Source organism: Shinella sp. (genome assembly GCF_052438155.1).
Classification (GTDB): domain Bacteria; phylum Pseudomonadota; class Alphaproteobacteria; order Rhizobiales; family Rhizobiaceae; genus Shinella.
The window spans coordinates 121,062-143,290 of the sequence record NZ_JBQVPI010000013.1; the positions used below are offsets into that span (position 1 = coordinate 121,062).

Annotated in this window: 20 protein-coding genes and 1 pseudogene; 2 read left to right on the forward strand and 19 right to left on the reverse strand. The window is 61.3% G+C overall.

Annotation, left to right across the window (positions count from 1 at the left end):
- The 4 genes from ACT6VE_RS21915 to ACT6VE_RS21930 all read right to left on the reverse strand — a co-directional run bounded on the left by ACT6VE_RS21915 (position 1) and on the right by ACT6VE_RS21930 (position 4,429).
- Complete coding sequence (locus ACT6VE_RS21915) at positions 1–1,233, reverse strand: 3-methyl-2-oxobutanoate dehydrogenase (2-methylpropanoyl-transferring) subunit alpha (protein ID WP_069063278.1); 1,233 nt, start codon at positions 1,231–1,233, stop codon at positions 1–3.
- 64 nt (positions 1,234–1,297) lie between these two features.
- On the reverse strand, positions 1,298–2,425 hold the full coding sequence (locus ACT6VE_RS21920) for an acyl-CoA dehydrogenase family protein (RefSeq protein ID WP_444800552.1): 1,128 nt from the start codon (positions 2,423–2,425) through the stop codon (positions 1,298–1,300).
- Between the two features lie 24 nt (positions 2,426–2,449).
- Positions 2,450–3,637, reverse strand: a complete 1,188-nt coding sequence (locus ACT6VE_RS21925) for an acetyl-CoA C-acyltransferase (protein WP_444800553.1) — start codon at positions 3,635–3,637, stop codon at positions 2,450–2,452.
- Between the two features lie 24 nt (positions 3,638–3,661).
- Positions 3,662–4,429: a 3-hydroxyacyl-CoA dehydrogenase gene (locus ACT6VE_RS21930; protein WP_444800554.1), complete on the reverse strand. Its 768-nt coding sequence runs from the start codon at positions 4,427–4,429 to the stop codon at positions 3,662–3,664.
- Between the two features lie 134 nt (positions 4,430–4,563).
- On the opposite strand from ACT6VE_RS21930, the gene ACT6VE_RS21935 reads away from it, so the two are divergent.
- Complete coding sequence (locus ACT6VE_RS21935) at positions 4,564–5,628, forward strand: AraC family transcriptional regulator (protein WP_444800555.1); 1,065 nt, start codon at positions 4,564–4,566, stop codon at positions 5,626–5,628.
- A gap of 79 nt (positions 5,629–5,707) precedes the next feature.
- Here ACT6VE_RS21935 and ACT6VE_RS21940 read toward each other — a convergent pair whose 3' ends face one another.
- The 11 genes from ACT6VE_RS21940 to ACT6VE_RS21990 all read right to left on the reverse strand — a co-directional run bounded on the left by ACT6VE_RS21940 (position 5,708) and on the right by ACT6VE_RS21990 (position 16,778).
- Positions 5,708–6,736: a trans-3-hydroxy-L-proline dehydratase gene (locus tag ACT6VE_RS21940; RefSeq protein WP_444800556.1), complete on the reverse strand. Its 1,029-nt coding sequence runs from the start codon at positions 6,734–6,736 to the stop codon at positions 5,708–5,710.
- A gap of 21 nt (positions 6,737–6,757) precedes the next feature.
- Positions 6,758–7,477 carry an amino acid ABC transporter ATP-binding protein gene (locus tag ACT6VE_RS21945; protein WP_444800557.1) on the reverse strand — a complete coding sequence of 240 codons (720 nt, stop codon included), beginning with the start codon at positions 7,475–7,477 and terminating at the stop codon, positions 6,758–6,760.
- Positions 7,474–8,127, reverse strand: a complete 654-nt coding sequence (locus ACT6VE_RS21950) for an amino acid ABC transporter permease (protein ID WP_444800558.1) — start codon at positions 8,125–8,127, stop codon at positions 7,474–7,476. The genes ACT6VE_RS21945 and ACT6VE_RS21950 overlap by 4 nt, the downstream gene beginning before the upstream one ends.
- Before the next feature lie 9 nt (positions 8,128–8,136).
- Positions 8,137–8,799, reverse strand: coding sequence for an amino acid ABC transporter permease (locus tag ACT6VE_RS21955; protein ID WP_444800559.1), 663 nt, complete (start codon positions 8,797–8,799; stop codon positions 8,137–8,139).
- A 128-nt stretch (positions 8,800–8,927) separates the two neighbouring features.
- Entirely contained in the window at positions 8,928–9,749 is an 822-nt protein-coding gene (locus tag ACT6VE_RS21960) for a transporter substrate-binding domain-containing protein (RefSeq protein ID WP_444800560.1), read from the reverse strand.
- Positions 9,750–9,892: 143 nt separating this feature from the next.
- Positions 9,893–10,807, reverse strand: a complete 915-nt coding sequence (gene lhpI, locus ACT6VE_RS21965; protein ID WP_444800561.1) for a bifunctional Delta(1)-pyrroline-2-carboxylate/Delta(1)-piperideine-2-carboxylate reductase — start codon at positions 10,805–10,807, stop codon at positions 9,893–9,895.
- Complete coding sequence (gene lhpH / locus ACT6VE_RS21970; RefSeq protein WP_444800562.1) at positions 10,807–11,814, reverse strand: trans-3-hydroxy-L-proline dehydratase; 1,008 nt, start codon at positions 11,812–11,814, stop codon at positions 10,807–10,809. The genes lhpI and lhpH overlap by 1 nt, the downstream gene beginning before the upstream one ends.
- A gap of 113 nt (positions 11,815–11,927) precedes the next feature.
- Complete coding sequence (solA, locus tag ACT6VE_RS21975) at positions 11,928–13,094, reverse strand: N-methyl-L-tryptophan oxidase (RefSeq protein WP_444800563.1); 1,167 nt, start codon at positions 13,092–13,094, stop codon at positions 11,928–11,930.
- Positions 13,095–13,100: 6 nt separating this feature from the next.
- Positions 13,101–13,571 (reverse strand): GNAT family N-acetyltransferase, encoded by a 471-nt coding sequence (locus ACT6VE_RS21980; RefSeq protein ID WP_444800564.1) that lies wholly within the window; start codon positions 13,569–13,571, stop codon positions 13,101–13,103.
- Complete coding sequence (locus tag ACT6VE_RS21985; protein WP_444800565.1) at positions 13,568–14,602, reverse strand: Ldh family oxidoreductase; 1,035 nt, start codon at positions 14,600–14,602, stop codon at positions 13,568–13,570. Before ACT6VE_RS21985 ends, ACT6VE_RS21980 begins: the two co-directional genes overlap by 4 nt.
- Positions 14,595–16,778 (reverse strand): N,N-dimethylformamidase beta subunit family domain-containing protein, encoded by a 2,184-nt coding sequence (locus ACT6VE_RS21990; RefSeq protein WP_444800566.1) that lies wholly within the window; start codon positions 16,776–16,778, stop codon positions 14,595–14,597. Before ACT6VE_RS21990 ends, ACT6VE_RS21985 begins: the two co-directional genes overlap by 8 nt.
- Positions 16,779–16,916: 138 nt before the next feature.
- On the opposite strand from ACT6VE_RS21990, the gene ACT6VE_RS21995 reads away from it, so the two are divergent.
- Entirely contained in the window at positions 16,917–17,597 is a 681-nt protein-coding gene (locus ACT6VE_RS21995) for a GntR family transcriptional regulator (RefSeq protein ID WP_444800567.1), read from the forward strand.
- A gap of 166 nt (positions 17,598–17,763) precedes the next feature.
- Here ACT6VE_RS21995 and ACT6VE_RS22000 read toward each other — a convergent pair.
- The 4 genes and pseudogenes from ACT6VE_RS22000 to ACT6VE_RS22015 form a co-directional block, all read right to left on the reverse strand.
- Positions 17,764–18,012: pseudogene (locus ACT6VE_RS22000) on the reverse strand (DDE-type integrase/transposase/recombinase); the annotation flags it as partial.
- 34 nt (positions 18,013–18,046) lie between these two features.
- Positions 18,047–20,233 carry a caspase family protein gene (locus ACT6VE_RS22005; RefSeq protein ID WP_444800568.1) on the reverse strand — a complete coding sequence of 729 codons (2,187 nt, stop codon included), beginning with the start codon at positions 20,231–20,233 and terminating at the stop codon, positions 18,047–18,049.
- A gap of 328 nt (positions 20,234–20,561) precedes the next feature.
- Positions 20,562–21,524, reverse strand: a complete 963-nt coding sequence (locus tag ACT6VE_RS22010; protein ID WP_444800569.1) for a FecR family protein — start codon at positions 21,522–21,524, stop codon at positions 20,562–20,564.
- Between the two features lie 119 nt (positions 21,525–21,643).
- Positions 21,644–22,186 carry an RNA polymerase sigma factor gene (locus ACT6VE_RS22015; protein WP_444800570.1) on the reverse strand — a complete coding sequence of 181 codons (543 nt, stop codon included), beginning with the start codon at positions 22,184–22,186 and terminating at the stop codon, positions 21,644–21,646.
- Positions 22,187–22,229 lie beyond the last annotated feature (43 nt).

Genomic DNA, 22,229 nt, shown 5'->3' on the forward strand with positions numbered 1-22,229 from the left:
TCAAAACCCTGCCTTCTGCCGCTGGCGGCGAATATGGGCGGGCATGTCCGCATAGACGCCCTCGAAAATGTCGCGCACGGACGGCTTGCCGCCGGCATGCAGCGTACCGTGGCTTTCGGCCTGTTTCTGCGCCTGGATCACCTCGTCGAGGATCTCGGCTTCAGCCTGGACATGACGCTCCTCCGACCAGACTCCACGCACGATCAGGTGCTTCTTCAGCCGCAGTACCGGGTCGCCGAGCGGCCAGGCTTCGGATTCGGTCTTGGGCCTGTAGGCGCTGGGATCGTCGGAGGTCGAATGCGCCCCGACGCGGTAGGTGACGTATTCGATGAGCGTCGGGCCGAGGTTTTGCCGGGCGCGATCCGCTGCCCATTTGGCAACTGCAAAGACGGCGAGATAGTCGTTGCCATCCACGCGCAGCGCGGGGATACCGAAGCCAAGACCGCGGGCGGCGAAGGTGCCGGAACCGCCGCGGGCAATGCCCTGGAAGGTCGAAATGGCCCACTGATTGTTGACGATGTTGAGGATGACCGGCGCCTTGTAGGTCGAGGCGAAGACGAGCGCCGAATGGAAGTCGGATTCGGCGGTCGAGCCATCGCCGATCCAGGCGGCGGCGATCTTCGTGTCGTTCTTGATCGCCGACGCCATGGCCCAGCCGACGGCCTGGACATATTGTGTGGCGAGGTTACCGGAGATCGTGAAGAAGCCGTGCGCCTTCGACGAATACATGATCGGCAGCTGCCGGCCACGCAAGGGATCCGCCTCGTTCGAGTAGATCTGGTTCATCATCTCGACCATCGGATAGTCGTCGGCGATCAATAGCCCCGCCTGCCGGTAGGTCGGGAAGTTCATGTCACCCTTGTTCAGCGCCTTGCGGAAGGCGGAACTGACCGCCTCCTCGCCGAGATGCTGCATGTAGAAGGAGGTCTTGCCCTGTCGCTGCGCCATCAGCATGCGGGCATCGAAAGCGCGCAGCTTCATCATGTTGCGCAGCCCCGTCAGCAGATCCTCGTCGGAGAGCAGCCCTGCCCATGGGCCGACCGCCTCGCCATCCCGGTTGAGAACGCGGATGATGGAATAGGCGAGATCGCGGATCTCCTCTGGCGCCACGTCGACCGCCGGCCGCGGCACCGCGCCGGCCTTGGCGATCTTGACGGTGGAGAAATCCGGCTGGCCGCCCGGCCGGACCGCCGGCTCGGGGACGTGCAGGCTCAGATGCGGAACCTCGTTCATGCCCTCTCATTCCTCCCTTGTCGGCCACCCATCCGCTACTCCTCACGGAAGGCCGGCTACAAACTTACAAATTGCGCGCGATGACGATGCGCTGGACGTCGCTTGTTCCCTCGTAGATCTGGCAGATGCGGACATCGCGGTAGATACGCTCGACCGGATAGTCCGCCATGTAGCCATAGCCGCCGTGGATCTGGATCGCATCGGAACAGACCTTTTCGGCCATTTCCGAAGCGAACAGCTTGGCCATCGACGCCTCGGTGAGGCAGGGCTGCCCCTCCTCTTTCAACTGGGCCGCATGCAGCACCATCTGGCGAGCCACCTCGATCTGCGTCGCCATGTCGGCGAGCCGGAACGCCACGGCCTGATGGTCGATGATCGGCGATCCGAAGGCCGTGCGCTCGCGGGCATAGTCGCGCGCCGCCTCGAACGCCGCACGCGCCATGCCGACGGATTGCGACGCGATACCAATGCGCCCGCCTTCGAGGTTCGACAAAGCAATCCTATAGCCCTCACCTTCCGCGCCAAGTCGGTCATCGGCAGGGATACGCATGCCGGTGAAGGCAATCTGGCAGGTATCGGACGCGTGCAGGCCGAGCTTCTGCTCCACGCGCACAACCTCATAGCCGGGCGTTTCGGTCGGCACGATGAAGGCGGAAATGCCCTTCTTGCCCGCATTGGGATCGGTCACGGCGAAGACGATGATGACGTTGCCGTTCTTGCCCGAGGTGATGAACTGCTTGGCACCGTCGATGACATAGTGATCGCCGTCACGGCGGGCACGGGTCTTCAGGTTGGAGGCATCGGAGCCGGCCTGCGGTTCGGTCAGCGCAAAGCCGCCGATCCATTCGCCGGATGCCAGCTTCGGCAGAAAGCGCTGCTTCTGTTCCTCCATGCCATATTTCAGGATCGGCACGCAGCCGACGGAGCTGTGTACGCTCATGATGGTCGAGCACGGACCGTCGCCTGCGGCAATCTCCTCGAGCGCCACGGCATAGGCGATCGTGCCCGTCTCAGAGCCGCCATAGGCTTCGGGCACCAACATGCCCAGAAAGCCGAGTTCGCCCATCTCCTTCAGCTCTTCGCGAGGGAAGCGGCTCTCCGCATCGCGCTCGGCCGCACCCGGCGCCAGGCGTTCGCGAGCGAAATCGCGCGCCATGTCGCGGATCTGGATCTGCTGTTCCGTCAGGATCATATCCGGTCTCCTCCCCGAAACCGTTCAGTGCCGTTCGATCGCTACCGCCGTCGCCTCGCCGCCGCCGATACAAAGCGTCGCCATGCCGCGCTTCATGCCGTAACGTTCAAGCGCGGACAGCAGGGTGACGAGCACCCTTGCGCCGGAAGCGCCGATCGGATGGCCGAGCGCACAGGCCCCACCGTGCACATTAACCTTGTCGTGCGGCAGGTCGAGGTCGCGCATCGCCGCCATGGCGACGACGGCGAACGCCTCGTTGATCTCGAACAGGTCGACGTCCTTCAAGGTCCAGCCGGTGCGTTCACTGAGCCTGCGCAGCGCGCCGATCGGCGCGGTCGCGAACAGATTGGGCGCCTGTGCGTGCGTGGCATGGCCGACAATGGTGGCAAGCGGCGTAAGTCCTTCCCGCTCGGCCTGGGAGCGCCGCATCAGCACCAGCGCGGCCGCGCCGTCGGAGATCGAGGAGGCGTTCGCCGCAGTCACCGTACCGCCTTCGCGGAAGGCCGGCTTCAGCGTCGGGATCTTCTCCGGCTTGGCCTTGCCGGGCTGCTCGTCACGGCTGACGACCGCCTCGGACCGGCCCGCCTTCACGGTGACGGGAACGATCTCGGCGTCGAATGCGCCGGTCTCGATTGCGGCACGAGCGCGGGTCAGGGACGTGACGGCGTAGTCGTCCTGCGCCGAGCGGGTGAACTGGTAGGCCTCGGCGCAGTCCTCGGCGAAGGTGCCCATGAGGCGTCCCTTGTCATAGGCGTCTTCCAGCCCATCCAGGAACATGTGGTCGATGACGCGGCCATGCCCGAGGCGGTAGCCGCCGCGGGCTCGGTCGAGCAGGTAAGGAGCATTCGTCATGCTCTCCATTCCACCGGCGACGGCGATCGAGGCGCTGCCGGCGGCGATAAGGTCATGCGCCAGCATGACGGCCTTCATGCCCGATCCGCACATCTTGTTGACGGTGGTCGCCCCGGCGGCAAACGGCAGGCCGGCGCCGATCGCGGCCTGCCGGGCGGGCGCCTGGCCCTGGCCGGCCGGCAGCACGCAGCCGAAAACCGTCTCTTCAACGGCGTCCGCGCTGACGCCGCTGCGGTCGAGCGCCGCACGGATTGCAGCCGCGCCGAGTTCCGGTGCGGTGGCATCTTTAAGGTCGCCCTGGAAGCCGCCCATCGGAGTGCGGGCCGAGCCGACGATGACGATGGGATCCTGCGGCGTCATATCAAAACTCCCCAACGACCTCACTCAGCGCGGCGCCATGCGCAACGCGCCGTCGAGGCGGATGATTTCACCATTCAGCATGACATTCTCACAGATATGGCGCACCAATGCGGCGAATTCCGCCGGCTTTCCGAGGCGCGACGGAAAGGGCACGCTCCGCCCAAGCGAATCCTGCACTTCCTGCGGCATGCCGGCCATCATCGGCGTCTGGAAAATCCCCGGCGCGATGGTGACCACACGAATGCCGTGGCGCGCCAGTTCCCGGGCAATCGGCAGCGTCATGGCTGCGACGCCGCCCTTGGAGGCCGCGTAGGCCGCCTGGCCGATCTGGCCGTCAAAGGCCGCGACCGAGGCCGTGCTCACGATAATGCCCCGCTCGCCATCCGCCCCCGGCTCTTGCTGCGCGATGGCCGCTGCGGCAAGCCGGGTCATGTTGAATGTGCCGACGAGATTGATGGCGATCGTGCGGGCAAAGCTGTCGAGCCGGTGCGGGCCATCGCGGCCGATCACCTTCTCGCCGGGGGCGACGCCTGCGCAATTGACCAGCCCGTGCAGATGGCCGAAGCGGTCCAGCGCCATGGCGATGGCGGCCTGCCCATCCTTCTCTTGCGTCACGTCCGTCTGGATGAAGGCGGCACGGGTTCCAAGCTCACTGACGATGCCGGCGCCGGCATCGTCGTTGACGTCTGCGATCACGACATTCGCGCCCTCGCCCGCCAGCATGCGCGCCACCGCGGCACCGAGGCCCGAACCACCACCGGTGACGACAAAGGTCTTTCCGTCGATCAACATGGCTGCTCTCCCTCAGCGCATTCGATTTCCGTAGGGCCGGCCCGAAGCGTCATGCAGTCCTCCCTGAGCCACATTCTGCCGACAGCCTACCCGCCCGTCTTGCCTCACTCTATGACGGTGGGATATTGCATGCGATGACCGAAGCGTCTCGAACCATCGGCCAGTTTTACCACATCCTGCGGGACCTTACGATGACAGAAACCGGGCGGCGGATGATATCACCTTCCTTCGTGGAAGAGGCGACAGACTGCCTGAAGCGGCATGGCAAGGCACCCGAAGCGGTGCTGGCGGCGGTCGGGCTGCCCACCCGGATCGATGCGCCGGTCTCCGCCGAAAGCTATGGTGCGCTGTGGCTTGCGATCGCTGCCGAGATAGACGACGAGTTCTTCGGCATGGGCGGCAGGCCGATGCGGCGCGGCAGCTTCACGCTGCTCTGCCACTGCGTGCTGCATGCCAAGACCCTCGACCGGGCGCTGCGGCGCGCGCTACGCTTCCTCAACGTCGTGCTGGAGGATCCGCAAGGCCATCTCGAAATTGCCGACGGGCTGGCCCAGGTCGTGCTCAACGACCGGACCGGCGCACGCTCCGCCTTTGCCTACCGAACCTACTGGATCCTGCTGCACGGCATCGCATGCTGGCTCATCGGACGCCGCATTCCGCTGCGGATGGTCGATTTCCGCTGTGCCGAGCCGGACCATGCCGCTGACTACCGGCTGTTCTTCGGCGCGCCCGTGCGCTTCGCGCAGCCGGTCAGCCGGCTCGCCTTCGATGCTTCGCTTCTGAAGCTGCCGGTGGCCCGCAGCGAGCAGGCGCTGAAGCAGTTTCTGCGCAACGCACCTGCCAACATCCTCGTGCGTTACCGCTACGACGCCGGCCTTGCCGCCAGCATTCGCAAACGGCTGCGACAGGTATCGCCCGCATCATGGAGCACGTTCGATGATCTGGCCGCGCAGATGCGCCTGTCGCCCTCGACCCTCCGACATCGCCTGCATGCGGAAGGCCAGAACTACGCCGCCATCCGCGATGAAATCAGGCGCGACCTTGCAATCGAGATGCTGCAAAAGACGACGCTCGGGGTCGGCGAGATCGCGACACGCCTCGGCTTCTCCGAACCCAGCGCCTTCCATCGCGCATTCCGGAAATGGACGGCAAGGAGCCCGGCGGCCTTTCGCCGGGCAACGACGGTGCAAAGCGGTTGACCACATCTCGGCTGGAATAGACTTTTAACTCGTGGGCAAAGCGGTTCTCGCAAGGGTTTTTTGGCGCGCCTTGGCGACCTCAGCTGTCCATCGGCCAGGTATCAGAAACGCGATATCCACCCTGAAAGGGATCCGCGGGATCGACCATCAGCTGTTTCGTTCCGATGATCCAGGCGCGGCCCGAAATTATCGGCCTGATTGCGGACACGCCGTTGATCTCCAGCGCCTCGTCAATGCTGCAATGGAACTCGCTGTCGAGCAGCGAGGTGCCGACAAACCGGTCGCCGACCTTCATCAGCCCCCTGGCGTGGAGAACGGCCATGCGGGCGGAGCAGCCGGTGCCACAGGGGGAGCGATCGACCTTGCCGGGACGGATGGCAACGGCGTTCTTCCCATGCAGGACACCGTCCTTCATGACCACCGGATCGGTCATCTGGCAGAACGAGATGCCGCTCCAGTCGTTTGCCGGATGCTTGAAACCGATCTGTTCGTTGGCGGCTTGCGTGATCTTGACGCCCATGCGCGCAATGTCGCGGGCCTGATCGGGGCGAAGGCTCAGGCCGAGCGACGCGGCGTCAATGATGACGAAGCTGTCACCGCCATAGGCCGTATCGACGGTTATAGTGCTGATCCCTGCCACTTCGAGCGTCACGTCGAGCTTGTCGGCAAAGGAGGGCACGTTGCGCACGCGGATGCGCTCGGCCTTGCCGTTTCGGCACTCTGCCTCGACGTCGATCTGGCCGCCCGGTGCTTCCAGGACAAGACGCGTGACCGGTTCCTGCATCGGGATGATGCCGGTGTCGAGCAGGACGGTCGAGACGCACATCGAATTCGAGCCGGACATGGGAGGCGTGTCGGCGGGTTCCATGATGATCCAGCCCATCTGCGCCCGCGGGTCCTTGGGCGGCACCAGCAGGTTGACGTGCCGGAAAACGCCGCCGCGTGGCTCGTTGAGGACGAAATTTCGAAGGGTCTCGTCTTCGGCGATCCAGCGGGATTGCTCCCAGATCGTCGCGCCCGGAGGGGAAGCGACGCCGCCGACGATGACGTCACCGACTTCACCCTCGGCATGGCAGCTGACGACATGGACGATCTTGGATGAGCGCACTGTTCAGGTTCCTTGATAGGTTCAGATGGACTTCAGGAAGGCCGCCGTTTCCGGCTTCTGGGGGTTCTCAAAAATCTGCTCCGGCGCGCCGATCTCGTGGATGCGTCCCTCGCGGAAGAAGGCGACACGGTCCGACACTTCGCGCGCGAAACGCATTTCATGCGTGACGACGATCATCGTCATGCCCTCCTTCGACAGCATGCGCATCGTATCGAGCACCTCGCCGACAAGCTGCGGATCGAGCGCCGAGGTGACCTCGTCGAACAGCATGTAGTCGGGCGACATCGCAAGCGCCCGCGCGATCGCCATGCGCTGCTGCTGGCCGCCGGAAAGACGGGACGGAAACACGGCGAGCTTTTCCTTCAATCCGACATGCGACAGTTGCTCGATCGCGATCGCCTCCGCCTCGTCCCTGGATTTTCCAAGCACCTTTCTCGGGGCCAGCGTGACGTTCTCCAGAACCGTGAGATGCGGGAATGCATTCCACTGCTGGAAAACGATGCCGATACGGCGGCGCAGCTTGTTGAGGTTGGTGGCCTTGGCGTGAACCTCCACGCCGTCAACCGTGATCCGCCCCTCCTGGATCCCCTCGAGACCGTTGATGCACATCAGCATCGTCGACTTGCCGGACCCCGAACCGCCGATCATCGACAGGACTTCGCCCTTCTGCACCGTCAGATCGACGCCTTTCAGCACGTGCAGCGCGCCGAATTGCTTGTGAACGTTCTCAATGGCGATCATTGCGTGCCCCACTTTTTCTCAAGTTGATTGCCGAGCCTGGCGATTGGAAAGCTCATCGCGAAGTAGATCAGCCCGGTGATGCCCAGGATCAGCAAGGGTTCCTGAACGCGCGATGTTACGATCTGCGAGCTGCGCAGAAGTTCGACGATGCCGATCCACAGGACGAGGGCCGTGTCCTTCATCACGCCAAGCGTCAGCCCGATCCAGCTTGGAAAGACGACCCGGGTGGCGATCGGTAATGTGATGGAGGTCAACTCCTGCCGCCAGCTGAGGCCGAGAGACCGGGCCGCCCTTCGTGTCGTCTGGGGGACGGCACCCACGCCACTTCTGACGATTTCGGTACAGAAGGCCGAGGCGTAGATGCCAAGGCATAGGCAGCCAATGGTGAAGGTCGGCCAGTTCAGCTTGAGCATGCTGTTGAACGAATTGAACAACACGAGCTGAATGAGGAGCGGCACGGAGCGGAAGACGTCGAGGACGGCACCCAGCGTGTTGCCGATCCACCAGGGGGAGCCCGCTCGAATAAGGCCGAACAGGACGCCGAGGACCGTGCCGATCACGACGGCGACGAGGGTAATTGCGAGCGTGGTCACGGCGCCGGACAGCAGAAACTGAAAGTCGCCCCATGTGAATGATCCGCCAAAATACATCTCGACCTCCTAGTATCTGAACAAGCGCCAGGCGAGAGCCCGCGCCAAAAACGTGAATGACTTGGAAATGATGTAGTAGAGGCAACCAGCGACGAAGAAATACTCGAAGGTTCTATAGGTCAGGACATTGAGTTTCTGGGTAACGCCCGTGAGGTCCGTGGTCAGGCCAACGATGATGCCCAGGGAGCTCATCAGGATGGACCACACCATCTGGTTGGTCATGGCATGAAAAACGGCCCTCAACATCTGCGGGATCACGATGTGCCACATAGTCTGCACGGCCCCCAATCCGAGCGAGCGCGCTGCCCGGGTCTGCGTCTCCGGAACGGCCGCGAAGCCGCCGCGGAAGGTCTCGGCAAGGTAGCCGGCATTGTTGAAGGTGATCCCGAACAACAGCGCGGCGTAGGAGCTGGCTTGCAGCCCAAGTGAACCAAGACCGAAATAGAGCATGTAGATCTGGAACAGCGCCGGGGTGTTTCTCGCCGTCTCGATCCACACATCGGCTGGCAGGGACAGGTATTTTTTGCCGGAGCGTTTGCCGAGCGCCAGGAAAATGGCGAGAACGGTTCCGAACGCCATGGCAAGGCCAGCGATCTCGATCGTTTCCAGAGCGCCCCACAGCATCTCGGGAAGCGCGCGCAGGACCGGCCGCCACTGAAATTGATAGTCCATTTGCTACCTCATTCTCTGCAAGCGCCCGCGGGTCGCAGCCCTGCGCACAAAGAGGATTTTATGAGCACACAAGTCTCGGAGCGCCCGATCGATTGCGACCGGGCGCCCTTCGATGAGACGGATGCTGCCTATCGGTAGACGCCGGAAACTGTGAGGTCCGGGGCTGCGCCGACGTCCTCGCCAATCCACTTCTTGTAGAGTTCGGCGTAGCGACCGGAGCGCACCTGGCGGTTCAGGAACAGGTTGACATAGTTGAGCCAGCCCTGCTCCTGGCGCTTGACGATCAGCGCACAAAAGTCGGCATCGACCGGCGCAGGCCCGACGACCTTCAGACCCGGATACTTGCCGGACTCGATGATCGCCGCAGCGATCGTCGACGTCGTATAGGTCGCGTCGATACGCTTCTGGCCGAGCGCCAGGAACGTGTCCGACTGGCTCTGGAACGTCATCATCTGCGATTTCGGATCCTTCGCCTTCTCGATTTCCTTGGCGAGCGCGAGCGTTTCATAGGCGCCGGCCGGGCCGCCAACCGCGTGCCCCTTGATGTCGTCCGGCCCCTTGATGCCCGAATCCTCGCGCGCCAGCACGATTGTCTCGAACACGAAATAGGGGATCGAGAAACCAACGGTTTTCGCGCGTTCCAGCGTATCGGAGGCGACGGCAACCGCGACGTCGGCCCGGCCCGACAGGATTGCGGGGATGCGGTCGTTTTCCGGCGTGTCGATGATCTCGACTTCGACGCCCAGCGCCGCCCCCAGGTCGTTGCAGTAGTCGACGTCGAAACCGATCGGATTGTTGTCCGCGTCACGCGAGCCATTCGGCGGGAAATCGAGTTGGACCGCGCAGCGAAGTTTGCCGGCGCTGATGACATCGTCGAGTTGGTCCGCGTGGGCGGCCGAGCCGCACATTGCTACGGCGGCGAGAGCCATAAGCGGGATCATTTTTTTCATTTTCAGTTCCTCTCTTGTTATAGGTTCATTTTCGAATATCGCTTATCGTATACGTTTTGCGAGGCCATTTTCACGCACAAGAGGCTGATGAATGAACCTCTTTGGATATCGCATACGATAGTCTTTTCGAGTCAATGCGGGGGTTAACCCGCAGTGTTTGCGGCGATCATCTCGCGCGCCACGCGGCAGGCCGCGAGATCCCAGGCGGCACAGCCGACGCTTTTAAAGAAGATTGGCCCCCCGACATTTGCCGTTCCCTTCAGAACATCGCCCAGCGAAATCACACCGGACCAATCGATCCCGGCCTGGATGAGATCGCCCGCCTCGTGCCGCGCGCCGGCGGGATCGTCGACGATCAGGGTGCTTGCCAAGACCGTCTCCCTGCCCACTTCGGCGGCATCCGGCGTAAAGGCCCCGACCCCAATGACAAGTCGATGCTGTACCGCTGCTTCCACATAGACCGGCGTCTTGCTGGTGGTCAGCGTCACGACGACATCGACGCAGGACCAATCGCGATCCACAAAGGGCCTGACGGCGCAGGCGGCATGCCGGGCGCAGAATTGCGCCTCCTCCTCCGGGGAAATTCCGGCAACGATCAGGTCGACCCCGGGAAAGAAGGACGAGAGCGCCTCAGCGTGCGTCGACGCCTGCTTGCCGGTGCCGATGAGCGCAACCGTCTTCGGCGGCGTTTTCCGAAGCCGACTGATGGCCAGGAGCGTTATCGCCGCCGTTCGCCGACCCGTGACGTTCGGGCCATCGAGGGCGAACAGCGAGACCCCGGTGACGGCGTCATAGGCAACGACCTCGCCGTTGATCGTCGCGAGATTGCTGGCGAAATTCGACGGGCAGACATTGACCAGCTTGTGGCTCGCAATGTCTTGAGCGCTGGCGGGCATGGAGAGCATGACACCACCCGCCGCCAGAGGAATGACCAGCCGTTCCGGGCTGGCGATCTTTCCGTCGGCATAGTCTGCCACGGTTTTTTCCAGCTCCCCGACGAGCAAATCGAAGGGAAGCAGGGCCTCGGTGGACGTTGCATCGAAGCGCTGGATCATCATCAGTTCACCAGGAAACCGAACTTGAGCGGATCGGCTTCGTCGATCACCCAATTGGCAAAGCCGCAAATGTAAGCGTTGCCTTCCACCTCCGGGATAATCGCATCGAAATCCCCGACCTTCGTTTCGGACAACACGCGTCCCTTGAAGATCGTACCGATGATCGATTCATTGACGAGCGTATCGGCGGCGGTCATCTCACCACGAAGATAGAGTTGCGCAACACGGCCGGCCGTGCCTGACCCGGTGGGAGAACGATCGACGGCGCGATCGGCATAGACGCAGCAATTGGCCTGCGTAGACCCCACATGGCGAGGATCGCCATAGACCATGACGCCGTAGACATTGTTGAATTCCGGGATTTCGGGATGCACGAACGGCATCTTGGCATTCGCAGCCGCCTTGATCTCGTAGCCAAGCTGCATGACGCGCTGTGCATCGAATTCGCGGATTTCGACACCGTGCTTGCGGCCATCGACGTAGAAGTAAGTCGCGCCGCCATAGGCCACGTCACCCGTCACCTCGCCGAAGGTCGGCGTGTGAACGGTCACGTCACGGCTGAAGATGAACGACGGCACATTGACGAAACGAACCGAGCCGGTGCGTTCGCCATCCCACTGCACATAGGCTTCGATAAAGCCGCAGGGCGCATCGATGCCGACCTTCGTCTCCGGCGCCTTCCGCTCGATCCAGCCCAGTTCCACGGCCGCAGTCGCAAGCGCGATGACGCCGTGACCACAGTGGGGGCTGTAGCCCATATTGTTGAGGAAGATCACGCCGAAGTCGGCTTCGGGGTGGACCGGCTCGGTCAGATATCCACCGTAGAGATCCTTGTGGCCACGGGGCTCCAGCAGCACGGCGCGCCGATAGTGATCGGCGTTCTGTTCGAGCCAGGTGATACGCTCGACAATCGTCTTGCCGGGGATCTTGCGCAGACCCTGCGTGACCAGACGAAAGGTTTCGCCGCAGGTGTGCAGCTCAACTGTGGTTAGGAACCGATCGAATTTCATGTCTCTCCCTCTCGCCGACGACCAGTGTGTCATCGTTCATTTTTCGCTTTAAGATATCGTATACGATCTACCAAATGTGTCAAGGCCGTTTCTTGCTTTGCCCGGCCGGATGCTCAACTCAGTGGCTGGTTGGCGGAAAATCGCTCCAAGCTGAATGCGGAAAGATCAGGGCCGGAACGTCCCGCAAGCACCGCGGCGACGGCCTCCCCAATCCCCAAGGCATGTTTGAAACCATGGCCGGAGCAGGCGGATACCAGAAACAGCCCCGGAATATCCGGATGCCAGTCGAGCAGGAATCCATGATCGGGCGTGGATGTGTAGAAACACGTTTCCGACGCCTGCAGCTCAGGCGAAACGCCGCCAAAGAACGGCTCGACGTGCTGCTGGAAAAAGCGGTCGCCAGACAGGCCAGCGGGTGCTTCAGCCTCTGTGTCAGCGACAAAAAATTTGATCCCCTCCCCCGATCCCTCAAGCGGGAAGACCGTCGCGCAAGCGCCGCCAACGCCCTTGCGGAACCACATCAAGGTCGGGAACCTATCCGCTTGATAGGCGGCCGTATCGCGCGCTTTGAAGGTAAACGTCCTTTGCCGGCTGACGGACAGCAGAGGGTCAAACGGTCCGCCAAGGAGTTCGCCCGTCCATCGACCTGTCGCGACAACCACCTGCCGAGCACGGATCCGCGCCCCCTCGGCCTCTATGTCCACGCCACCGGCCACGGGTGTGATGCGTTTGACGGCAGCGTTCCGCAAAACCTCGGCGCCGGCCTGTTTGGCAAGCGCGATCTGCAGGTTCAGCAGCGGTTCGGGGCGAATGAAGCCGGCACCGGGCTCAAGATAACCCGCGTCGTCGTCCACCACGCCGATAAGCTGCGGATAGCGCTTCCTCAGCTCTGTGGAAGACAAGACGTGATGCACAATGCCGTTGGCCTCGGCAATCTGAACGGTGTCGCGCAGAAAACTGTTGGAACTGTCCGCCGCCTCCGACCCGATGATCAGCGTTCCAGTGCGTTGCATCAGGTCGACATCGTATCGGCGCTCGAAGTCGCGCAGAAGCGCATTCGTACGCCGGACAAAATGAAGATAGGCAGGACCTTCGGCGACGGCCTCTCTCGTCACCTTGTAGCCGCCATGGCTGGCACCCCGGCCATGCGGGGGGCTGTAAGCGTCGATACCAACGACTTTCCCACCCGCTTGGGCCAGGAAATACAGCGTTGAAGCGCCCATCACACCAAGGCCGATCACGGCGTAGTCGACGTCAAGAATGGTTCGAACGGTAGTCATGGTATTTCAGGACGACTGGCGCATGAAGAAAAGGCCGGGCAGATTGGCCGTAAAACCCCACTTTTCGTAGAAGGGCAGCATGTCCTCGAGGCAATAGAGTTCGCGATGCTTGACGCCCGCGAGAACGGGATCCGTCATGACGGTGTCCATCAGGAGCCGACCGAGCCCGGTGTTTCGCCAGGTATCCTTGACGATGATGTCGAAGATCATCGCCTTGTAGACGCCGTCCGTCATGGCGCGTGCGAAGGCGACCAGTTCCCCGTTCAGCGGATCGATGAAGGCGAAGATCGGCCCGGCTTGCGCCATCAGCCTTTCGACATCCGCTTTCTCGCGGCCCTTGGTCCACCACTCCTGCTGAAAGAGATCCACCAGCTGATCCACCTGCTCCGGCGTCAGCGCGCGCAAAAGTTCTAGTCTGCTTTTATCGAGCGTCATGTCGCGGCCTTCCTGCTTGAGCCATTCATTTTGCGGTTTCACGGCGCTTCGCCTGCCAGCGTTCGAAGCCGCTGGAGTTTGTCCTGTGCGATCGGGATGCCGGATTGTTTGGCTGCCACGCGGTTTGTAAACCGTCTTGCGCCCGGCAAACGATCCTGGCCGGCATCGACCAGCTGGGTGCAGAGGCGAGCCAGGCGCGATTCAAAATTCGTCGAACCGCCCCAATTCGGATCTATGACGATCAGGAGTTGCCCCGCCTTCGGGGTTTGTGCGCCGGGAAAGCCGGTGAAGTCGTTTTCGAACGAGAATTGTCCGCCGGTGATGGCGCCAGCGAGAATCTCGACGAACAAGGCGATCGACGAGCCCTTGTAGCCGCCAAAAGTGTTCAATGCTCCGCCCGCCAAAATCGCATGAGGGTCGTTGGTGGGATTGCCCTCACGGTCGATGCCTGTTCCGTCCGGAACCGGCTTGTCGGCGAGTGCATGCAGGCGGACTTCGCCATTCGCCATCACGCTGGTCGCCTGGTCCACAACCAGCGGCGGGGCATTCTCCACCGGCACGGCAAAGGCTATCGGATTGGTTCCATAAACCGCCTGCCGGCCGCCATGCGGAACCACATTCGCAAGCCCATTGACCACCGTGATGGCCATGTAGCCCGAAAGCGCAAGGGGTTCGACATCCGGCCACAACGCGCTGAAATGATGGGAATTGCGGATCGCGGCAATCGCTATACCCGTCTCCCGAACGGCGTTTCTGATCAACGGGTCCGCGACTGCAAGCGCCCGCTGGGCAAAACCGTTGCGCGCATCGATCCGGATGAAGGAGGGCCCGAGCCGCGTGGTTTCGGGAACCGCCAGACCATCCACCCATCCCGATTTCAGGGAATCGACATAGCCGGGCATGCGGAAAATGCCGTGGCTGAGCGCACCGTCCCTTTCGCATGCAGCACAGTTTTCCGCGAGAATATCGGCTGTCTCGGCGACAGTGCCGTTGTTGACGAAAATCGTTCTCAGCAGTGATTTCAGCGCATGAAAACTGATACGCGCGTCTTGCGTTTCACCCTTCTCAATCATCGGCGAGGAACCTTTTCAGGCAATTCTCGAGGAGGCGCGAGACGTTGTTGTCGTAATTGTTGTGCGAAAGGCTCCCGCAGAATGTGATCGAGCCGACGGCAAACAGACCGCCGCCCGTTTCAGACTTTCCGTAGACGATATTGGCGCTGATGCCGCCATGCTCGCGCGGCGCTCCATCGAACACGTCCGGCAGGAGAAGCTCTTCGAACGTCGTCTGAAACGACGGGCCATGGCCCTCCGAGAAAGCGACGACGGTTGCGAAATCGGGTGTGCCGAGATCGGTCGCCGCCTGGTCGATTTCGAAGCCGGCAGCGCCGCCTCCGGACAACCCGAAATCGCCGATACGTTCGTCGAGCGATATGCCTTCGAAAAGAAAGGCAAGATCGTCCCGATAGGCGGCGGCGGTGCGAACATAGTACGAGCCTTCGAACCCGCCCTCGGCTGTAAAGCCGACGCCCGCCACTGTCTGGGGCGGAATTCCATTGCGGCGCCACAGGCCGCCATACTCACCGTCGAGCTGGTGGTAATATTCGCCGGGCTGGCTCGCCCATACCCGCATGCCGCCCTCGGCCCGCCGAACCTCGATCAGGTGGGGCATGTCGTCGTTGCGGCCGATCTTCCAGTAAAAGCCGTTCCCGCCGAGATACATAAGGTTGCCGCCGGCCTCCCGGTAGGCGATCAGCGCCTCCATGGTGCGCCGGGTGTGGTATTCGGGATGGGTCCCCGTCAGGACGACGTCATAAGGCGACAGAGTGTCCAGACCATCCCGATCGAGATCCTCATCCGTGATAACATCGAAGGCGAAGCCCTTTTCCTCCAGCCAGTCCGTCAAATGCGAATCGGCCGGGAAATGGCGCATGCCCGATCCGTTCGGATCGTAATAGACGAGATATTGCGGGCGCATCGTCAGGATGGGGCGATGGCGCGACGACAGGCTTACACCGGTTCCGTCGGGATGGCGGCTGTAAGTGGAATAGCCGTAGGCACCCACCATGTCGGGATTGTGCGGATAGGCGTTCCAGGCAGCAGCCCTTTCCGCGAGTTCACCGGCAAAGTTGCCGCGCGCGAAATTCGCATAGGCCATGTAGGTGAATGTCGGCGCGAGGAACACGATCCTCTGCCGTTCCGTTCTTTCCCCCGGGACGACATAGAACGGGATCGTGTCCTTGCCGACGCCGTTGTCGATCTCAAGTCCATAACCCCCTGAGCGCATACCCTCGGGCACGTCGATCAGGATCGTCGTTTCCCAACCGCAGTCGCCGAGATCGTCGGAATGAAAGCTGATCGCCGCATAGTCGTGCGGCGCCTGCTTCCAATCCTGGTTCCGGCCGGACCACGCCGACGACCTGACCGCGCGGGTCGGCATATTGATCAGGGAAAGCCGCCGCCCCTCGTCCTTTTCGTCGTCCACCCAGGTGTCGCGTGCGTCTCTCCCGAAATTCCAGCTGGCGATGACCTCCCACGCAGGTTCTTCAGCCAATCCCGGCGCTTCCAGACGCCTTGCACTCAGCGCTGGATTTTCGAGAGAACCATTAAAAGTCTGCTCAGGGTGTCCCCGCCACACGGCGGCAAAGCAGATATGATCGGCGCCGGCCAGCGCCCGGCTCGTGAGATGCGAAAAGCTGACATGTTTTACGTCACCGTTCCTGGTCGAACCCTGCGAGACAGCGACCGAAAAACCGTCCGACTCGAAAACCACCTCGAGACGAGACCAATGGTCCTTGGCCAAGCCGACACCGATATCAACGGCGTGACCCGCATCCAACAGCTGGAGAAACAGCGTGTTGCCCCGGATAACCACAGCCACCCCTGCGGTCCCATCGACATTCTGCAGGGAAAAAACGGTCTGAGCGAAATCGGAATGGAAGGTCGGCTTTACCATCAGCGCGACCTTGATCGCGACACGATCGCTCAGATCCGGAATGGCGCCGAACGCGCAGGAGCCGAGATAGGCCCGCTGTTCCGTGGCGGCGTATTGTTCGGCGAGCCCAAAATCGGCCGCCTCGATCTTGATGCCCGGCCCGGCCGGGTTCGGATCGCAACAGATCAAACGAACAGCACGCGCGGTGACGGGACGATTGCCTTGTGAGGAGATTTTGAACGCCAAAGTGCCGCCGGGCGCAGCGCTCAGCGGCGTAACGTAGCCAATCAGTCCCGGTATTTTCTGCACGTTCATCGCTTGCAGTCCGTTTTACATTCACCATATAGAATATCGTATACGATTGCGAGTCAAGACAGGCAAGCTCATATCGTATATACGCTACGTTATTCGATGAGCCTGATGCGTCGGCGACTGCCGATCATGGAGTGAAAAATGCCGCTAAAAGCCCAGAACTTGCCGTCCCTCGGCAACACGCCGCCAACGTCTGATATTATCGCGAAATATATCCGCGAGGCGATTGTCACCGGCGCCCTGGATGAACACGAACCCATCCGCCAGGATGATATCGCCAAGCTTTTCGACGTCAGCAAAATCCCCGTTCGAGAGGCCCTGAAGCGCCTGGAGGCCGAAGGGCTCGTGGAGTTTCAACGCAATCGCGGCGCCGTCGTAACGAGCATAACCGAGCCGGAGATCGCCGAAATCTTTGAAGTCCGAGGCATGCTGGAGGCGAATGCGTTGAAACTCTCAATCCCGCGAATGACCGAGCGCACGTTCCAGCGCGCCGAAGACTATTGCGATGAATTCGCGCGCGAGACCGACGTCGCGCGCTGGGCGGAACTGAACTGGCAGTTTCACTCGTGCCTCTACGAGGATGCCGACAAGCCCTTCCTGCTTAATCTCATCCGTTCCGTGAACGACCGGATCGAACGGTATCTTCGCATTCAATTGACCCTGTCAGGCGGGACGGGCGTCGATGACCGGGAGCACCGGCAGATCCTTGCCGCCTGCCGCAAACGAGATGTGGCGCTCGCGACGGACCTGCTCGTCACCCACATCACCAAGGCCTGCGAGTCCCTCTTGAGCAACCTGCCCAAAGTAAGGGGCCGAAGATGATTGGGCGACCATGGCTAGAGCGCTTCACGCGTGACGGAAGCGCATCCTGCATTTCTGAGATAATTGGCGCATTCTTCTGGTTGGATGGTTTAGACCGGTGCCCGCCGGGTCGCCATGGTGATGTCAGGTTGACTTAGCGAAGGACACTTTCGGCATGACATTTGGATCAGGCTGCCATCCCGGTGACGGTTTTCCAATGTGCGATCACGCTGAGGCGATGCAGATGGATGGCGATGGCTGAGCATTGCGAGCGAGGCGGGACGAAGAGATTTCGGACCGCCGAAAAGACGCTAGCGAAGCGCTGCAGTGCACCTGGCGATCGAAACCGTTGCATCGCACGCTCCCGCTTTCGCAAAGGCAGATGCGAATTTTCGGCGCGGTTGTTCAAACCTTTGTGCGATCGATGCTCGACTGCGGGCATGACTTGACGCCGCGCCTTTCACGCATCTTCACGGAATTTCATTGTAAGCCAGCGCGCCGGCATCCACCTCCGCCTTTTGTTCCGTCGTCAACCTCGATCGTGCCGCCTCCGCGACCGTGAGAGTGCCCGGTGGTCGCCACCACACGTCATGGGTCAGCGTGGACATATCGTTGTCGAGAAGGGCGTAGTCGGCAAACTTCTCGCCGAATTTCCGAAAGGCTGCCGGCACTGTATAGGCGTAATCCGTGATCTCATTCACGAGTTCACCATTTCTCGCAGAGAAAATCATGGCCCCTCCTTCATGAACGACCGAGTAGAGGTCGCCTTCCGGGGAGAACGACGAAAAAAGCCCTTTCGTCACGTCTCCGATCTGTTGCCCGCTCTGCGTATCCAGGACGACTATCTGGTACGACCCGCCATTGTCGAGTTCCTGGACAGTCATTCTCGTCCCGTCGGGGCTGAAGCCGAATCCCATCGGATAAATCTCATCCGCGACCGGCAAGACACCGGATCCGATCATGGTGTTCTGCAACAATGACCATCGGCCGACGACGATGGCCTTTCCTATTTTGGGGGAATTGTTTGTGCAAACGAAGGAAAGGGATGCGCCGTCGGCATTCAGCACGGCAAACCCCCTGTCCAAGGTCCACCCGGCTATCTTCACCAGTTCGTTGCACCTGGAGCCGAGATCGAACTCGAAACGCTTCGCACCGCTCGCCACATCCCAGCCCTGCACCAACGCCATGCCCTTCTTGTGGAGCGTGTTGACAAGAACCGCGCCATCCTGGCTGAACACCAATATCGGGGGATTGAAGGCACCATGTGCTGGGCCGAGATTGTCCGTAGAGAGTGTGATCGTTGCGATGGTCTCGCCCGTGATGGCGTCGGAGACTTTTGTGATCCCGTTGCCAAGATAGGCCGCCACGCGTGATCCGTCCGCAGAGAATTTTGCGCTGGGAACTGCGGTGCCCACGTCTCCGAGAGTGCCGATCACCTTCTTGGCAGCCGTATCCCAGATTTCCAGCGTGCCTTTGCCTGTTCCGCGATATTCGCGGTCGACGGAGGCGACAACGGCCCGACTGCCGCTCGCATTGACGATGACGACATGAATGTTGTCCTTAGGGACGGGAAGAACGATGCTGCTGGACCGCGTAGCAGCCGTCAGCGCCTGATAGGCGGGCGGATATTGTACCGCGGTCGTCTCGTCTATTCGCTGCGGAAGCCCGCGAAAGGCTTCAACGATCGCACCCTGGACATCGCCCGTTGCCAGAAGACGCTTCGATGTCGTCGCGTGATTTTGGGAGACCGAAAGCGCCTCCTCAAGCGTCAGGACGCCGTTCAACAGGATCTCGGCGGTGAGCGACGATTTTACCCATGGTGTCTGAGACCAGTCCGTCGCCTCGCCGACGCTACGAGAAACCTCACTAAGGGCGCGTTGAACTGAGAAGCCGGGGGTCTTTACGGCTTTGACAAAGGCAGCGGTGAAGGGGCTGAGGTCCCCCTCGCCATCTGTCGCTGTTGCATTCGGCGATGTCGAGTAGGCAACGAAAATGCCGCGCGCCTCCTTTCTCGCGCCCGTCGTCCCTAAATTGACCTTCGCCAATCCTCTATCGAGGCCGCGACCGGTGGATACCGACAAACCCTGGTTGCCCTCCCCCGCAAAGGGATTGTTCCGGCAAGCATCAAGGAAGACGAGGATTGATGCCGATTTTTCCTTCATTCCGTCGATGATCTCATCGATGTAAACGAAGGCATCGGAAAGGGCGCCGCCGGCCTTGGCGTCGGTTGCAACCAAATAGTTGCGGTCATCGATCTGGATGCCGTGGCCGGAATAATAGATAAGCGCGATATCGTCACCCAAAAGTGACGCCTGCATACGCGCGACGCAGTCGCGTATCGTCGCCCCTCGCGCGTCAAGAGCCAAGAATACCGTGAAGTTCAGCTTTCGAAGGACGTCGGTCACGGCGGAGGCATCATGCGCCGGGTTACGAAGCGGTGATATTCCTCCGCTGTAGGTCGCGTTTCCGATCACAAGGGCGAACTTGCCCGCTTTGTTTCGAATTGCACCGTCTGAAGCGGGCGTACCGGCAGCCGCTATCTCGTGACACGTATCGGTGGGAGCGTCTAGCGTCGCCGCCAATGCGCCGGCGCAGGTGTGTGAAAATACCGAGCCGAGCACAAGCATTGCACAGGCGAGCAAATTTTTCACAAGCATGTTCAATTCCTCGGAGGAAACTCCAACGGCGAATATATTTGCAATGCCTGCGACGGATGGCCGTCGGGGTAGCACGCCCATTAGAAAAAGTAAATATTCCTATTGCTGAAAGGGCAGCGATCATTGGATTAATGCGGATTTGGTCGGCCGGAACCAGAGATCCGTGAGCAACCGTCTGCAACGGCCGATCCTTCGTATATACCTATACGCGCCGCGTTCATCGGGACGTAGTTCGTAACCTAACAAGGGCCCACCCGCTCGGCCGGTTCAAGGGAATGACAGCGCCGACCGTTCATATCGGTTAAAGACCTTAAGTCCGCATGAAGCGCTACCCGTGAATGATGATGAGGGGCCCAAGGCGTGTTACTTTCACACCGAGGGCCTTTGTCACGAAGGTAAGCGCGTCATCCGTTTCCACAACCTTGATCGTGCCGCTGACGCGGCGATTGGCCAGCGCCGAACTTGCAACTACGATCCGGCCACGAAAATGCCGGTTCATCTCCTCGACGACGTAGGACAGCGGCGCATTGTCCACGGCGATCTGGCCGCGCTTCCAGGCCAGCGCAACAAGACTATCGACCGGCGAGACGACCGTCTCCTTTTTCGCATTGTCATAAATCGCCTGCTCGCCCTGCTCGACACGGACAGGGCTGGTGCGGCTCCCGTTAAATTCAATCTGGACCGCGTTTTCCGTGACGGTCACTTCTGTGTCGTCATTGCCGTAGCGAACGTCGAATGCTGTGCCGAGCGCCGTCACGCTTGCCGTCCCTACCACGACCGTGAAGGGTCTTTCAGCTACATGAGCTACCTGGAAGAACGCCTGGCCGTGGAGAAGGCGGATGGTGCGGCGCTTGTCAGTGAAATCCACGGCGATTGCCGATGAGGCATTGAGTTGGGCCTCGGAGCCGTCCTCAAGTGTGAGAACGGGCATCTCGTCCGTTCCGGCGATCACATCCGCTTCCAGGCGCATCGCTCCATTGAGAGCGAAGAAAGCGCCCGTGGCAAGCACGGCCACGAGCAGCGTTAGGGTGACTGGCTTTCCCGTGCTCTGGGGCTTCACCTTGATGTTGGTAAGTGCGGGATCGGATTGGATTGCCCGGCGGGCGTCACCCATCACGCGTTCAGCGGCGCTGTAGGTCCGACAGTTTTCCGGATCGCGGTCGAGCCAGTCCCTGAAGCGCGCCCTGTTGGCCGGCGACTGGCTCGGGTCGCCATTGCGCACAATCCAGTCGGCCGCTTCTCGGTTGCGTTTTTTCTGAGCTTTGGTCACTCCCTTGGCCGGCATCGCCATCTCCAGACTTGTCCTTTGAACTTAAGACGTTCGACGTCGTCGGTTTGGGACTCTTAGATCAATTCAAGCAAAAAGGCGTAGCGGTTTTCCGCCCGGAATGCGGGAATCTCTTGTCAGTTTTAGAGAAGGCGGTCGAGGCAGTGGGCGAAGGCGCGGCGCAGGTGCCGGTCCACCATGTTCCTGGAAATGTTGAGCTCTACGCAGATTTGGTCCGGCGTCAGATGATGCAGGCGGTGCAGGATGAAGACGACACGGCGGCGTTCCGGCAGTTCGGCGATCGCCTCCCGCAGGATCGCGACCCGCGCTTCGATTTCCAACCTCTGGTCCGGCGCGGGTCCAACGCTCGCCACCGAAAGCGCTTCACGCTCGAAGCCGGAGAAGAGCCGCGCTTCTTTCTTTTCCCGGCGCTGGCGGTCGATGCCGAGATTGATGGCAGCACGGCAGAGAAAGGCTTTGATCGAGCGCTTATTCTGCAGCACCTCGGGCTGGGCGGCGAGTTTCAGATAGAGATCATGCACTACGTCGCGGGCAGTGGACCAGGGATGGCCATGCCGACGGACAGCGCTGGTCATGTCGGCATAGTGGGCTTCAATGGCATGGTTCAGCAGGTCGTTGCTGTCGACACTGTCCCAGTCAGTGGGCAAAGGGGAGGAGCTCGACATTCGCACAGTTCCCAAACCAACAGTCAGGTTCAAAGCAGGGCTG

Coding starts and splice junctions, on each gene's coding strand:
- ACT6VE_RS21945 (WP_444800557.1), bottom strand. CDS start 7,477: ATGATCGCCATTGAGAACGTTCACAAGCAATTCGGCGCGCTGCACGTG.
- ACT6VE_RS21955 (WP_444800559.1), bottom strand. CDS start 8,799: ATGGACTATCAATTTCAGTGGCGGCCGGTCCTGCGCGCGCTTCCCGAG.
- ACT6VE_RS21915 (WP_069063278.1), bottom strand. CDS start 1,233: ATGAACGAGGTTCCGCATCTGAGCCTGCACGTCCCCGAGCCGGCGGTC.
- ACT6VE_RS21950 (WP_444800558.1), bottom strand. CDS start 8,127: ATGTATTTTGGCGGATCATTCACATGGGGCGACTTTCAGTTTCTGCTG.
- ACT6VE_RS22010 (WP_444800569.1), bottom strand. CDS start 21,524: ATGGCGATGCCGGCCAAGGGAGTGACCAAAGCTCAGAAAAAACGCAAC.
- ACT6VE_RS21920 (WP_444800552.1), bottom strand. CDS start 2,425: ATGATCCTGACGGAACAGCAGATCCAGATCCGCGACATGGCGCGCGAT.
- solA (WP_444800563.1), bottom strand. CDS start 13,094: ATGACTACCGTTCGAACCATTCTTGACGTCGACTACGCCGTGATCGGC.
- ACT6VE_RS21960 (WP_444800560.1), bottom strand. CDS start 9,749: ATGAAAAAAATGATCCCGCTTATGGCTCTCGCCGCCGTAGCAATGTGC.
- lhpH (WP_444800562.1), bottom strand. CDS start 11,814: ATGAAATTCGATCGGTTCCTAACCACAGTTGAGCTGCACACCTGCGGC.
- ACT6VE_RS21935 (WP_444800555.1), top strand. CDS start 4,564: ATGACCGAAGCGTCTCGAACCATCGGCCAGTTTTACCACATCCTGCGG.
- ACT6VE_RS21995 (WP_444800567.1), top strand. CDS start 16,917: ATGCCGCTAAAAGCCCAGAACTTGCCGTCCCTCGGCAACACGCCGCCA.
- ACT6VE_RS21990 (WP_444800566.1), bottom strand. CDS start 16,778: ATGAACGTGCAGAAAATACCGGGACTGATTGGCTACGTTACGCCGCTG.
- ACT6VE_RS21930 (WP_444800554.1), bottom strand. CDS start 4,429: ATGTTGATCGACGGAAAGACCTTTGTCGTCACCGGTGGTGGTTCGGGC.
- ACT6VE_RS22005 (WP_444800568.1), bottom strand. CDS start 20,233: ATGCTTGTGAAAAATTTGCTCGCCTGTGCAATGCTTGTGCTCGGCTCG.
- ACT6VE_RS21925 (WP_444800553.1), bottom strand. CDS start 3,637: ATGACGCCGCAGGATCCCATCGTCATCGTCGGCTCGGCCCGCACTCCG.
- lhpI (WP_444800561.1), bottom strand. CDS start 10,807: ATGATGATCCAGCGCTTCGATGCAACGTCCACCGAGGCCCTGCTTCCC.
- ACT6VE_RS21985 (WP_444800565.1), bottom strand. CDS start 14,602: ATGATTGAGAAGGGTGAAACGCAAGACGCGCGTATCAGTTTTCATGCG.
- ACT6VE_RS22015 (WP_444800570.1), bottom strand. CDS start 22,186: ATGTCGAGCTCCTCCCCTTTGCCCACTGACTGGGACAGTGTCGACAGC.